The 13,759-nt window shown below is 71.7% G+C and carries 12 protein-coding genes; 4 read left to right on the top strand and 8 right to left on the bottom strand.

The window, feature by feature from the left end; translation table 11 throughout:
• Positions 1-154 precede the first annotated feature (154 nt).
• The 6 genes from C6361_RS27815 to C6361_RS27790 form a co-directional block, all read right to left on the bottom strand.
• Positions 155-625, bottom strand: a complete 471-nt coding sequence (locus tag C6361_RS27815) for a hypothetical protein (protein ID WP_107269512.1) — start codon at positions 623-625, stop codon at positions 155-157.
• A gap of 328 nt (positions 626-953) precedes the next feature.
• The gene (locus tag C6361_RS27810; RefSeq protein ID WP_159079508.1) at positions 954-1,754 is read right to left on the bottom strand and encodes a hypothetical protein; all 801 of its coding nucleotides are present in this window, start codon (positions 1,752-1,754) and stop codon (positions 954-956) included.
• 173 nt (positions 1,755-1,927) lie between these two features.
• Positions 1,928-2,428, bottom strand: coding sequence for a hypothetical protein (locus tag C6361_RS27805; RefSeq protein WP_159079507.1), 501 nt, complete (start codon positions 2,426-2,428; stop codon positions 1,928-1,930).
• Between the two features lie 159 nt (positions 2,429-2,587).
• A complete protein-coding gene (locus tag C6361_RS27800) occupies positions 2,588-3,388 on the bottom strand; it encodes a DJ-1/PfpI family protein (RefSeq protein WP_107261214.1) in 801 nt (266 codons plus the stop codon).
• 89 nt (positions 3,389-3,477) lie between these two features.
• The gene (locus C6361_RS27795; protein WP_234359048.1) at positions 3,478-4,497 is read right to left on the bottom strand and encodes a GlxA family transcriptional regulator; all 1,020 of its coding nucleotides are present in this window, start codon (positions 4,495-4,497) and stop codon (positions 3,478-3,480) included.
• A gap of 117 nt (positions 4,498-4,614) precedes the next feature.
• On the bottom strand, positions 4,615-5,379 hold the full coding sequence (locus C6361_RS27790; RefSeq protein ID WP_107269508.1) for a hypothetical protein: 765 nt from the start codon (positions 5,377-5,379) through the stop codon (positions 4,615-4,617).
• A gap of 340 nt (positions 5,380-5,719) precedes the next feature.
• On the opposite strand from C6361_RS27790, the gene C6361_RS27785 reads away from it, so the two are divergent.
• A complete protein-coding gene (locus tag C6361_RS27785; RefSeq protein WP_159079506.1) occupies positions 5,720-6,496 on the top strand; it encodes a hypothetical protein in 777 nt (258 codons plus the stop codon).
• Positions 6,496-7,371, top strand: coding sequence for a hypothetical protein (locus tag C6361_RS27780; protein WP_159079505.1), 876 nt, complete (start codon positions 6,496-6,498; stop codon positions 7,369-7,371). Before C6361_RS27785 ends, C6361_RS27780 begins: the two co-directional genes overlap by 1 nt.
• Before the next feature lie 102 nt (positions 7,372-7,473).
• Here the strand turns inward: C6361_RS27780 and C6361_RS27775 are convergent, their stop codons facing one another.
• Positions 7,474-9,195: a S8 family peptidase gene (locus C6361_RS27775; RefSeq protein WP_107269505.1), complete on the bottom strand. Its 1,722-nt coding sequence runs from the start codon at positions 9,193-9,195 to the stop codon at positions 7,474-7,476.
• Positions 9,196-9,478: 283 nt separating this feature from the next.
• Here C6361_RS27775 and C6361_RS27770 point away from each other — a divergent pair, with 283 nt between their 5' ends.
• On the top strand, positions 9,479-12,085 hold the full coding sequence (locus C6361_RS27770) for a tetratricopeptide repeat protein (protein ID WP_107269504.1): 2,607 nt from the start codon (positions 9,479-9,481) through the stop codon (positions 12,083-12,085).
• 116 nt (positions 12,086-12,201) lie between these two features.
• Positions 12,202-12,942: an SDR family oxidoreductase gene (locus C6361_RS27765; protein WP_107269503.1), complete on the top strand. Its 741-nt coding sequence runs from the start codon at positions 12,202-12,204 to the stop codon at positions 12,940-12,942.
• A 21-nt stretch (positions 12,943-12,963) separates the two neighbouring features.
• Here C6361_RS27765 and C6361_RS27760 read toward each other — a convergent pair whose 3' ends face one another.
• Positions 12,964-13,623, bottom strand: a complete 660-nt coding sequence (locus tag C6361_RS27760; RefSeq protein ID WP_107269502.1) for an SRPBCC family protein — start codon at positions 13,621-13,623, stop codon at positions 12,964-12,966.
• Positions 13,624-13,759 lie beyond the last annotated feature (136 nt).

Below are 13,759 nucleotides of genomic sequence, written 5' to 3'. Positions count from 1 at the left end.
GGGTCGACTTCGATTGCATCGAAAGCGGTGCGAGTGTTTGCGGCAGCTTGCCGGCACAGCTCCTCCCAGCCCTTTGCCGCATCGTTGCTCGCGAAGCGGAGGGTGTAGCCATTTGGGCGAGGAGGGGGCGCTGCTCGATCGCCGCGCTTTGCGCTCACGCTTCGTCCGGCCGAGGTACCGGCCCGAAGTCGGAGAGCGGCTGTTCGGTCAGCGCTCGATGAAGGTCAGGGTCGGCGTGGATCTCGGCGGTATGCCGCCACTCGATCAGCAGCTGTGACACTGCGGCAGTGTTGCCGATCGCTGCGGCGGCCTCGGTGGTGGCCACGAATTCGTCCGCCATCGCGTCGGCATCGGCGGCAGGTAAAAATCGGACCCACGGCAGCGCGGTAGGCAGCATCTCGCGAACAAGAGTGGGGTCGCGGCGGGCGATGCTGGCGAGCAACCTGGCGGTCACATCGATGACTTCGGCTTCGGCCTCGGCGCGGTCGGCTGACATCAGCATCAGATCGGCCGCGTCGCGGCGGCGTAGGCGCACGGCGCGAGCCCGGGTTAGTCGCTCGGTGGTCTCCGCAGGCTGACGCAACAGTTCGGAGAAGGGCACCGACTCCAGGGGAGCAGCAGTCACACATCAACACTACTTCAGAAGTGGCTCACCCGCCTCGTAATTGGCCCGCAGGAGACAAGATGCTCTTGTGTCGAATTTAGTGGCATTCGTACTGTATGCCTGAATCTATCTGCCGGGAACTAGATAGTTGACCGAGAGACCCGGTCCGCAGGACCGCGCCCGGCTCGCCGGCTGCGCTCGGCCCTTACTCCGAGCGAGGAGCGCAACTGCTCGTAGTAGCGCACGGCGGTGCACACCGAGGGCGTCCAGTCGTCGTCGAGCACGATCAGCGGACCGTCCTGCCCGAGTCGGCGACGGACCTCCCGAACTCGTGCTCGGCGTCCGTCCATCACGCGTCGGCCGGCACACGAGACCGCGCCCGGACCGTGTTGCTCGCCCAGATCGGTCTGGCATCGCTGACCCGATAGAGCACCAGGTTCCCATCGTGTTGCATGATCAGCCTGGCGGGACCGTTGCCGCTCGTCCCGGTCGACCAGGCGACGCTGCCGTCGGCCCGCAGGAGTACGAGGTTGCCGTCGGGCCGGTTCACCAGCGCCACGCCGTCCCGGGTACCGGTGGCCCAGTAGGCCGGGCCGTACTGCTGGTACAGCACGAGGTTGCCGTCGTCCTGCAACCAGAGCTGGTAGCGGTGCGGGTAGCCGGCCACCACGTCGGAGAGCATGCTGACCCACCGGCGCATGGTCTGGCCACTTTCCAGTACTGGCCGCCAATGCTCGCTCAGTGCCGCACGCAGATCCGGGAACAGGATGTCCTTCTCGGTGAAGTTCCGGTCCACCACACCGAAGTTGCACTCCGGATCGGTGCTGCTGATGCAGGCGTCCCGGTAGGAGAACAGGAACAGCGGGCCGCAGGTCCGACACTCCTGCACGTACCACCAGTTCAGGTCGACCCGGACCATCGGCGACCTGCCGGGCAGGTAGGCCACCATCCCGTCGAGCCGGCGGGCGAGGTCACCGTCGACCAGCCCGTGTCCCTCGGCGAAGCCGACGTCCGCCGGCGTGTACCCCACGCCTGCCGCCCGCCCGTCCGCGGCGGGAGGCGCAGCGGAAGCCGGTCCGGCGACGGGCGCGGTCGGTGCCAGCATCGCCGCCGACACCAGGCAGGCGATGAACAAGCGGTACCCGGGCACGACCGCCCACGATGGACGGGCGGGGCTGCGGCGCAACGGCATGCCGACTTCCTACCACTGCCAGCCCGGCTCACGCCGCCCTGCCGGCACAACACGCGACCGGTGGACCAGATCGTTCGTGGTCGCAGGGGGATGGCGGCCCACTGCTTCGGCCGGTCAGTCGGGTAGCTCGGTCAGCCCGGGTACTTCCCGTCCGGTGAGCGGACGCATGGGGACAGCACGATGAGGGCGATCCAGACCCGGTCGCCGGAGGTCGTCCAGGAGAACTGGAAACCGTCGGCGGGGTTGACGAAATCCAGTTCGGCGCCCGTGCCGTCGGGCAGGAGTCGGAGGTTCTTCAGCTCGTACCCCTTTGCGGTCCACTCGTCGCGGAGCCGTTCCAGCACCGGGGCATGGCGCTCGACGGGCAGCGTCACGTGGCTGAACCCGGAGACGTGGAAGACCGCGTCGTCGCGGTACCCGTCACAGGGTGCCGGTCCGACCGACGGCGCCGGATCCGAGCTGCCCTCGCCGATCGCCTCCGTGGCGGCGCCGAGGTGCGCGCGGGTCGCCGCCTCGACGTCCGCTCTCGACTGGCTCCGCAGCGTGGGATCCTTCCTGTCGCCGGGACCTGCGCAGCCGGCGAGGACCGCCAGCACGGCGGAGACCGCCACGACTGCGGCTCGTACCCTCATCGCGGCGACCGTCCATAATTGAGAGTCACCTGGTCGTAGAGGCCGAGCACGATCTGGCCCTGGTTCTTCAAGCTCTCACTTCCCGGCGTCCAGTAGCCCTCCCCGGGTCGGAGGGTAGCAGGGCGGGCACACTACGTACTCTGCCGAGCCGGGCGGCGATCAGCTGAGCACCTCGCGGACGCGCTCCCGTTCCGGCAGGAACGAACGCCGGAGCAGCTCCTCGTCCTCGGCCGGCAGGTTGTCGACGTCGCCGTAGTCGAACGGCGGTTCGGGGTCGTACTCCAGGAACGCCTGCCCCATCCCGGCGGCCCGCTCACCCCACAGGCGTGCCGCCACCACCAGCGCGGCATCCATGCCGGCGGAGATCCCGGCGCTGGTCACGATCCTGCCGTCGACGACCCAGCGTTGCCGCCTGAACCGCGCACCGCACAGCGGCAGCTCCTCGGCGAACGCCCAATACGTCGTCGCCGCCCGACCGCGCAGGATGCCGGCGGCGCCCATCAGCAGCACCCCGGTGCAGATCCCGAACGTGATCCGGGTGAACGGATGCACCGCGCGGATGTAGTCCAGGATGCCGGGGTCCTGCATCAGCCGGCTCGGCTGCCCGGGTCCGGGGACCACCAGCACATCCGGCCGGCGGAGCGTGTCGAAGGTGGCGGTGGGCAGGAACGCCAGCCCGTCACCGCCGGGGATCGGCGCCAGGTCGCGGCCGACGAAGTGCAGCCGGGCCGGTCGCGCGCCCGTGCGGATGGTGGCACCGAGCACGCCCAGCGGGCCGATCAGGTCGAGCGGCACCATCCCGTCGAAGACCAGGAACGCGATGTCGAGGGGCTCCTCGGTGCCGCCGGCCGGTCGGGGCTGCCCGGCGGCGGCCGGTCGTCCGGCGCCCAGCGTGAGGCCGGTCGCCGCCAGTGCGGCGCCGAGGGTCAGCATCTGTCGCCGGTTCGGGTTTTCAGGCATGGGTCTACCTCGCTCCTGTCTCGGATGGTTTCTTCGGGGAAGGTGTCGGGTGGTCGTTCGGAAGGAGGGTGCTCGTTCGGAAGGAACGGTCAGCCGAGCGGCGGTGCCGAGCTGGGCGGCCGTCGGCCGAGGCCCGGGTGGAGCTGCTGGCGGTATTCGGTCGGGGACGTTCCGAGGACACTGTGGAAGGCCCGCCGCATCGTCTCGACGCTGCGGAAGCCGCACTGCTTGGCCACCACCTCGACCGGGTCGTCGCCGGCTTCGAGGAGTTGCTGGGCGGCCTCGACCCGGATCTGCTGGACGTACCGGCCGGGGCTGGTGCCGAGCACCTGGGTGAACAGTCGCGACAGGTGGCGGGGGCTGACCGAGGCACGGGCGGCCATCGCGTCCAGCGAGTGGTCCGCGTCCGGCTGCTCGGCGACCGCGTCGAGCACCACCCGCAGCGCCGACTGGCGCGAGTGCCTGGTCCGGCCGCGCACCGAGAGCTGCGACTGCCCGGCCGGCCGTTGCAGGAAGACCACCAGCCAGTGCGCGACCCGACGGGCGAGCGCGGGACCGTGGTCCTGTTCGACCAGCGCCAGCGCGAGATCGATGCCGGCGGTGACGCCCGCGGCGGTGAAGACCCGGCCGTCGCGTACGAAGATGCCGTCGGACTCGACGGTGACCGCCGGGTACCGCTCGGCGAGTTCGCGGCAGAAGGCCCAGTGGGTGGTGGCCCGCCTGCCGTCGAGCAGGCCCGCCTCGGCCAGTACGAAGGCGCCGATGCAGACCGACGCCACGACCGCGCAGTGCTCGTGCAGACGACGTACCGCGCGGGCCAGCGGGTCCTGCGCGCCGCCGGCCGGCGAGGTGTCGCAGCCCGCCACCATCAGGATGTGCACCGGACCGGCGAGCGTCTCCACGGCCGTGTGCGCGGCGAGCTGGACACCCTCCCGGGTCTGCACCGGCCGCCCTCCGGGGGAGGCCAGCCGGACCCGGTAGCCGGCACCGAGCTTCCCGGCCAGCGCGAAGACCTGTAGCGGCCCGGCGACGTCCAACAGCACGGCACCGTCTCCGGCCGCGACGACCACGTCCCGATGACCGTCGTCGCGGGCGGATGAAATGCTCATGCGGCGAGTATTGGCGGGCAGGCTGGTGCCCGACAACGACCGCCAGCCCACAGATCCGGCCACGATCCCCGGGAACCGGAACCACCTACCGGACGACGCCGCCGAAACGCGGCCGGTTCACGGTGCCGGATGGTGGCGCCGCGCCTGCGAGGCCCGCCAGCCGTAGTCGAAATTCTGCGCGAACTGGCGCCACAGGGCGGTACGGCCGCTGTTCCTGATCTCCAGCATCGGCCCGGCCGACGATGTCCCGTGGTTCACGTAGAAGCCGACGAACATGACCTCGTCACCGATCTGGTAAATGGGTCCGAAGGGCAGAAAATCGTAGAGCCGGATCTCCAGATCGACTTCACCGGCCCGTCGACCTGATCCCGGCAGCCCGCTCTGGTCGTCGTGCACCATCTGCTTCAACCGCACCAGATCGGCCATCGTGGACCTGATCTTTTCCGCGCTCGCCGTGGCCGAGATGCCACGCAGCCGTACCCGCGCGGCGAGCAGGTCCGGCGGCGGATCCCGTTCCTCGCCCGGGTCCATCAGCAGTACCCGCAGGGCGAACCGTTTGTGCTGCTGTAGGTAGAGATTGCAGAGTGCGGCGACGAAGTTCTCCTCGGGGAACCAGGTCTGCTGGATCCGGATGACGGCATCCTCCGGCGCCTTTTCCAGTGCCCTGTGGATCCGCCCGTAGTCCCATCGGTCGTGCACGACGACGGACCGGGACTCGATGCTGGCCACCCCGGTCGCCAGCGTCATCAGGCCGGCCGCGAAGAGCGCCGAGGACGCGGCGGACGAGGTGGTTTCGAGTCGGGCGACTCCTGCGCTGACCGACAGCAGCGCGGCGCCGAGGGCGAAGCGGACGGAAGCGAAGCGGAGCCTGATACGCCCCATGTTCCTCTCTCCACGAAACGGCAGGACAGGACCACGGCGATCACCGCGACATCGATGCTATCGACGTCAATCAAGATCGGATCAGGTTGGGTCTGAACGCGGAGAGAATGTGCCGTCCTGGTCGACGAATCAGTGTGCGGCACACCGTAGCGGAATCGTCCGGTCATCGGCGTCCGGCCGAACGTCCGACGTGGTTCTCCGGAAGGCGACCGGAGAGGTACTGGTCTCTTCGGTGTCGCGTCCAGTCGTTGTCCAGTCGTGCTTGGCAGGGTGACTCCGGAATCAGTGCCGCATCGACGGGTCTGGCCCCGGTCGCGGCCACAGCGGAGGGAGAACCTTGGTGAGAGCCAGATTGTTACGCGGCATCGCCGTGGCGGCGCTGGCGGTGGTGGTGACCCTGCCCGGTACGGCCACGCCGGCACAGGCCGTCGGTATCGACGAGATCCGGAAGGTGGGTCGGATCGCCTTCAGCCTGTTCCTGGACGCCCGTTCCGGCGAACTGACCGAGCAGCAGATCTTCCAGGCGCTACAGGAGTTCGTCGGGGCGGTCGGCGAGGCCGAGGACGCCATCCTCTCGCATCTGGACGCGGTCGCCGCGGCACCGTGGGTCGGCGCGGCCGAGCACGCGATCCTGGAGGTCCCGTCCCTGCCCCTGCTCACCGAGGACGCGTTGCTGGACTACGCGCTGGAGGTCGCCCTGCACGCGCGTCAGGCCAAGAGCGTCTTCGACGCCGTCGAATCCCCGGTCGAGGCCGATCACCTCGGCTTCGCCATCTATTCGCTCTATTCCGTCGGACTGGAGGCGCGGATCGCCGCCGGGCTCGGTACGGCCACCTACATGCCGAACTACCGGGCGGCGATGCAGGCGATCGTCGACCGGCTCAAGCCGAGGTGTGTCTCCCGGGAGGGCGACATGGACTGGCATCCGTCGATCTATCACGTGGTGTACGAGTGCTCGACCCCGCACGGCCCGCGCACCTTCCAGGACTACCAGGTCAACGGCGAGTGGCGGGAGGGGCCGTGGACCACGGCGACGGTCGAGGCCGCGGCCGGCGCCGGTACGAGCTGGGAGCTGGCCAGAGACACGCTGCAACGGATGACCGACGGAGGAGTCTGATGATGAGGGCCAGGCTGAGGAAGGTGGCGACCCGGGGACTGGTCGCCGCGGTGGCGGCCACCGGGCTGGCGGTACCGGTCGCCCCGCGTCCCGCGCAGGCGGTGGACCCGGGGACGATCATCCAGGTGGCACAGTTCGCCTATGCCGCGTACTCCTTCTACAACGACTCCAAGAGCGGCGGGTTGACCCTGGATCAGGCGGTGACGCTGATGATCAGTGAGGTCCGCCGCTCCGAGCAGGCGATCAAGAACCACATGGACGCGCTGACCGTCGCCGAGGTCCGGGGCTGCACCGAGCACGCCATGCTGGAGTTCGTCGAGAGCCAGGACTTCTCGATGAGCCTCAAGCAGCGGTTCGCGCAGGACGCCACCGCCTGCGTCACCGCCATCAACGTCCGCTACGACGTGGTCGGGCAGAACTTCAACTTCGCGGCGATGCGCGACCTCGGGGTGCTGCTCGTCTCGCTCGGACCGGTCGCGTTGGCGGCCCGGGCGCAGGGCAACCTACAGACCGCGCAGCTGGAGCAGTACCTGATCGCGGCCTTCACCAAGATGCAGGCCACGTTCCAGGTGTTCTGCCACGAGTACTTCGACCGGTTCTTCCTGCCCATCCCGAACGAGGAGGAGGTGTGGCAGGTCTACCCCGAACTCTTCATCCCGGGCTATTTCCAGTGCGTCGAACACGGTGGCGGGCCGATGGCGAGCCGGCACGAGTACGCGTTGTGGCGCTGGGGGGCCTTCGCCGGGTACCCCGATCCGGCCAACCCCGGCCGGATGTTGAACCACTATCCGCACTACCCGGCGCTGCGCGAGGAACTCGCCGGAAGGTCGCTCTCCGGAATGCTCGCCGCCGCCCTGACGGAACTTCGGTCCTGACCGAGCAGCCGCGGTCCTGAGCTGACGACGGCGCACGGCGGGGGATCCGCCGTGCGCCGTCGCGGCCGTACGGCCGTTACCGGTCGTCGCGGTCGGGCACGCTCAGTTCCAGGGGTTCCCCGCCTGGTCGTTGATGTGCACCCAGAACCGGATGTTCGTCGGCAGGGTGCCGTGCGTCCAGAGGTTCCATCCGCTGCGGGCCCGCAGCGGCGGGATCGGCAGCCCGGGGAAGGGCCGCCGGACGAAGTAGTACCCGTCGTGGAACTCGGCCATCCGCCAGCCGGCGCCGAAGGTCGACGCGCAGATCCAGTCGGCCTCGGCCGGACTGCTCAGCCGGGTGCCGGACACCGGCGCGCTGAGCTGCACCGAACCGCCGGACCAGCCGTTGTACTGGTCCGGGGTGATTCCGGCCGGGATCGGGGCGTCGGTCTGCGACAGGCACAGGATCGGCAGGCTGGTGGTGGCCGGGGTGTCCCCCTGGTAGGGGTTGGTCTGCTCGTCCGAGCCGACCAGCACCACGTTGTCGGGTCGCTGTTCCTTGACCCGCCAGGTCATCGCCGAGTGCGTACCGGGACTGCTGGCGAAGAGGAGCAGGTTCGGCGAGCCCCGGACGTCGGAGATCACGTTCGGGGTGGCGGTGCCGGTGAGCCACGCCGAGACCTCGGCCGGCGGGGCGTTCGGGTTCCGCTCCAGATAGAGGGCCGCGGCGCCGGCCACGTGCGGGCTGGCCATCGAGGTGCCGCTGGCCACCAGGGCGGCGCCGTCCGAGGCGATCCCGGTGGAGAGGATGTCCGAGCCGGGCGCGAAGAGCGCCACGCACTGACCGAAGTTGGAGAACCAGCTCCGGGCGTCCCCGGAGTCGCTGGCGGCCACGGTGACGACGTTCGGCAGGGCGGCCGGGGACTGGCCGCACGCGTCGACGCTGTCGTTGCCGGCGGCGACGACGTACGTCACGCCGGACGCGATCGAGTTGCTCACCGCCGCGTCCAGCGCCGGCTGCGGCGGCCCGCCCAGGCTCATGTTCGCCACCGACGGGCCGGTGCGGTTGGCGGTGACCCAGTCGACCCCGGCGATCACCGCCGAGGTGCTGGTGGTCGGCGAGCAGCCGAAGACGCGTACCGGCACCAGCCGCACCCCCTTGGCCACCCCGTACGCGGCCGAGCCGACCGTACCGGCGACGTGTGTGCCGTGCCCGTGGCAGTCGTTGGTGCCGTGGCCGTCGTTGATCGCGGTGAACCCGCCGGCCACCCGCCCGCCGAACTCGACGTGGCTGGCCCGGATGCCGCTGTCGATGACGTACACGGTCACGCCGGCACCGGTCCGGGCGTACTCGTAGACGTTGTTCAGCGGCCGGTGGTGCTGGTCGACCCGGTCCAGCCCCCAGGGGACCGGGGTCTGCGTGACCTCGTGGCTGATTCGCTGGTCGGGTGCGATGTAGGAGACCTCGGGGTCGTTGCGCAGCGCGTCGACCTGGGCCGGGGTCAACCTGGCGGAGAAGCCGTTGAGCGCGCTGCGGTAGCGGTGTTCCACCGTCCCGCCCAGCGCCGTCGCCCGGGCCACCGCGCTGCCGCCGCGCGCGGCGGCGGCCGAACCCGGCTTCCCGTTGAGCACGACGACGTAACTTCCGGCGACCGCCGTGCCGGTCGCGGCGTGCAGCGGGGCGGGTCCGCCCGGCCGGGTGGGCGCGGCACCGGCCGCCGCGCCGGGCGCGACGAGGCTTCCGGCCAGCAGCGCGAGGACGGCGGCGGCCGTGACACCGCCCCACCGCTGCCATGGCCGCCGGCTCCGAACCGAGCCGGGCAGCCGAACGACATCGTCTGACATGGACAGTCTCCTTCCCGCGGAACACCGTCCGGGCCGCCGCTGGGGCGGAGCACCGGAGGGGGACCGGGGCGGCGAGTCGGGTGCGACATCGTCGTCGCGTCGCCACCACACCTCCGGGAGATCCGACCGGCAGCACCGGGTGCGTACCCGGCGATGGTGGCGGATCGACGGGCGGCGGGGCCGGGATTCCGTACAGGGGCAGAAATCGACAGACAACTGTTGATCAGTTCGTACCGCGGTCTAGGCTTCGTCCGTTGGCGGAGACCGGAGGGGTCCCAGCAGGATGGCGCACCGCTCGACCGGGCCGGTCTTCGACCAGCCGCCACTCGACGTGTCCGGGGTGCGGACGCTGCCCGACCTGGCCACGGTGCTGCGGGCACTGCGCCGCCGGCACGCACGCCAGCGCCGGGACGGCGAACTCACCTACCGCGAACTCGCCGCCCGGACCGGCTGGTCGACGGCGGCGGTGGCGGAGTATTTGACCGGCCGGACCCTGCCGCCCACCGACCGGTTCGACGTCCTGGTCGGACTCCTCGGCGCCACCCCGGTGGAGCAGGGGATGCTGGCCACCGCCCGGGACCGGGTCGCCGAACAGCACCGCCGGGCCCCGCGCCGGACCGCCAGGACGGGCCACCGGTCGGTACCCCGGCAGTTGCCGGCGGACGTCTTCGCCTTCATGGGCCGGGACGAGCAGTTGGCCCACCTCGACGCCATCCTCGCCGGCCCGGCACCGAACGCGGTGGTGATCTCGGCGGTCTCCGGTACCGCCGGAGTCGGCAAGACCGCGCTGGCCGTGCACTGGGCGCACCGGGTGGCCGACCGCTTCCCCGACGGCCAGCTCTACGTCAACCTGCGCGGCTACGACCCGGAGCAGCCGATGCCGCCCACCGACGCGCTGGCCCGGCTGCTGGCCTCGTTGCGGGTGACCGGGGCGGAGATACCGATCGATGTCGAGGAGCGGGCCGCCCGCTACCGCACCCAGTTGGCGGGCCGGCGGATGCTGATCGTGCTGGACAACGCGGCAACCGTCGAGCAGGTCCGGCCGCTGCTGCCCGGTACCCCGTCCTGCGCGGTCGTGGTGACCAGCCGGGACCGGCTGGCCGGCCTGGTGGCCCGGGACGGCGCCCGCCGGGTCGACCTCGACCTGCTGTCGCTGCCCGACGCGGTCGCGCTGCTGAGCCATCTGGTCGGGGCGCGGGCCGAGGCCGAGCCGGAGGCGGTCGCCAGCCTGGCGAACCTCTGCGCCCGGCTGCCGCTGGCGTTGCGGGTCGCCGCCGAGCGGGCCGCCGCGCATCCGGGCGCCACCCTGGCCGAGCTGACCGCCGAGCTGGCCGACCGGCAGCGCCGGCTGGAGCTGATGGACGCCGACGGCGACCCCCGGGCCGCCGTCACCGCCGTCTTCTCCTGGTCGGTGCAACACCTGCCGCCGCCGGTGGCCCGCACGTTCCGGCTGCTGGGCCTGCATCCGGGCGCGGATTTCGAGGAGTACGCCACCGCCGCGCTGACCGGCACCGAGCCGGCGGCGGCCCGCGCCGACCTGGAGGTGCTGGCCCGGGCCCACCTGCTGCATCCCGTCCCGACTGGCCGGTACGGCATGCACGACCTGCTGCGCGCCTACGCCGTCCGGCTCGCCACCAGCCACGAGTCCGACGCCGACCGGCGGGCCGCGCTGGGCCGGCTCTTCGACGCCTACCTCGGTACGGTCCGGGTCGCGACCGAGCTGCTCGACCTGACCGACCCGCGTCCCGCGCCCCGGGTCGACGCGCCGGCCAACCCGGGCCGGCCACTGGCGACCCCCGAGGCGGCCCGGGCGTGGCTCGACACCGAACTGCCCAACCTGGCGGCGGTCGCCACGCAGAGCGGCACCGGCGGTTGGCCCGGGCACGCCGTCGCGCTGTCGGCCCTGCTCTACCGCTACCTCGACGGCGGCCACTACGCGGACGCGCTGACCATCCACGGTCAGGCGTACCAGGCCGCCGAGTCGACCGGTGACCGGTCCGGCCAGGCGCACGCGCTGCTCGGCCTCGGCGTGACGCACCTGCACCTGTGCCGGTACGAGCGGGCCGTCGACCATCTCCGGCGGGCGCTGGCGGTGGCGCGGCGGGCCGGTGACCGTACCCAGCGGGCGCGGGTGTTGACCGTCCTCGGCAACCTCGAACGGCTCCGGGGACGGCCCGAACCGGCCGCCGGCTACCTCCGGCGGGCGATGGACCTCGCCGAGGCGACCGGCGACGACGTCCAGCAGGCGCTGGTGTTGAGCAACCTCGGCACCGTCGACGCGCAGCAGGGCCGCTACGAGGCCGCGGCCGGCCACTTCGCCCGGGCCGCGGCACTGGCCCACCGGGCCGGTAACCGGCTCGGCGAGGCGACGGCGTTGACCAATCTCGGGCTGGCGGAGCAGCGGCTGGACCGGCACCGGTCGGCGGCCGACCATCTCGGGCGGGCCCTGGCCGTGTTCCGGCAGCTCGGTCACCGGCAGGGGCAGGCCAACGCGCTGGACAACCTCGGCAGCGTGCACCTGAGCCTGGGGCAGCCGCACCGGGCCGTCGAGTACTTCACCGAGGCGCTGGGGCTGTGCCGCGAGATCGACGACCGGGAGGTACGGGCCTGGGTGCTCAACGGTCTCGGTGCGGCCGCCCGCGCCACCGGCCGCCCCGCCGACGCCGTCGCTCACCACACCGAGGCGCTCGGCATCGCCGCCGAGATCGGCGCCCGGGAGCCGCAGGCCCGGGCACACACAGGCCTCGGACACGCCCACCGGGACCTCGGTGACCTGCCCCGGGCGCGGCGGCACCTGGCACAGGCGCTGACCGGCTACACCGAGCTGGACTCGCTGGAGGCCGAGCACGTCCGCACCGCGCTCGCCGCGCTCTCCGACGAGGACGGCTGAACCGGTCGACGGCGGCTGGACCGGTCGACGGCGGCTGGACCGGTCGACGGCGGCTGGACCGGTCGACGGCGGGCACGGGTTGACTTGAAGCCCGGTTGAGGTGCTGGACTCGGGCCATGATCTCGAACGGACTGCGGGTCGTCGTCACCGGCGCGGGCCGGGGCACCGGCCGTACCCTGGCACTGGCGTTCGCCGAGCGCGGCGCGCACGTCGTCGTCTCGGCCCGGGATCCGGCGGCGGCCGGCCGCACCGCGGACCTGATCGCCCGGGACGGTGCCGGCACCGCCGAGGCGTTCCGCTGCGACCTGGCCGACCCCGATTCGGTACGCGGCTTCGCGGCGGCGCTGGCCGAGCGGACCGACCGGATCGACGTCCTGGTCAACAACGGCGCCGGCTTTCTGCCCGGGGTGGAACTCGGCGACGCCTCCGACGACGAGATCGTCGACACCATCGCCGGAGCCGCGACCGGTACGGTGCTGCTCACCCGGCACCTGCTGCCGCTGCTGCGCGCCTCGGAGCGGCCGGACATCGTCAACCTCGTCTCCGCCTCCGCCGAGGTCGGCAACCACCGCCTGGCGGCGCATCCGGCGTACTACGCCGCCAAGCACGCCCAGGCCGGGTTCGCCGGCATCCTGTCGCACCGGCTGCGCGCCGAGGGGATCCGGGTGATCTCGCTCTATCCGCCGGACTTCGTGCCGGACGGGCCGCGCGGGCCGGGTGACCCGCTCACCGCCCGGTCGGTGGTGGAGTGTGTGCTCTTCGCGGTGGGGCAGCCCCGGGACTGTTTCATCCGGGAGTTCCACTTCGAGTTCGTCGGGGAGTCCGACGTCGCGCAGTCGGGGCCGAGCGGACCGTAGCGTCTCGGCCGGCGGGCTGCCTCAGGGGGCGCTCGGCCCGGCGGGCGGGTCCGGGGCGTAGAACTGCGTGGTGTTGGCGACCATCGTCGCCACCGCGTCCGGGTGCTCGCCGCCGGCCACGTTGGCCGCACCCCAGGCGTTGCTGCTCAGCGTCATGAACTCGCGGGCCTCCCGGGACTCGCCCCAGGCGTTGGGGTCGGTGATGGCCTGACCGCCCAGGTAGAGGCCGAGGCCGAGCAGGGCGAGGTCCCAGCCGACGCCGACCGCGCCGGGACCGTACTCGGTCCACCGCTCCGGGTCGGTCACCGCGATGTGTTCGAGTTCGAATACGACCCGCTCGGCGCCGTCGCCGGGGGAGAGCCGTACCTCGACCTCGCTGAACCCGTCCTCGGCCGGCTCGCCGAAGACCCAGGTCAGCCTGAACAGGCGGGGCGGCTCACAGCGGATGATCTCGCCGCCGGCGTTCCCCTCGACCTGGTAGCGGCCGCCGAGCTTGAACTCCCCGGTGACCGGTGCGAACCACCGGGGCAGCCGTTCGGGGTTGGTGACCGCGTCCCAGAGGTCGTCCATCGACGTGTCGTAGGTCCTGCGCAGCAGGACGGTCCGGGCCTCGCCGACCGGCGTCGCGGCCCGACCGACCGTCCGATGGGTCGCGTTGATCTCGTCGACGATGTCCACCATCACTCCCTCAAGCTGGCCTTCAGTGCCGGAACGGGTGGGAGTGTATCAGGCTCAACTTATATAAGCGCAACCCTGTGCGACATCGGCGTGGCTGCCGCCGGTCCGGCCTACCGCACCCCGGCCTACCGCACCTGGA

The organism is Plantactinospora sp. BC1, from assembly GCF_003030345.1.
In the GTDB taxonomy this organism is placed as follows: domain Bacteria; phylum Actinomycetota; class Actinomycetes; order Mycobacteriales; family Micromonosporaceae; genus Plantactinospora.
This window is presented reverse-complemented; position numbering and strand designations above follow the sequence as displayed.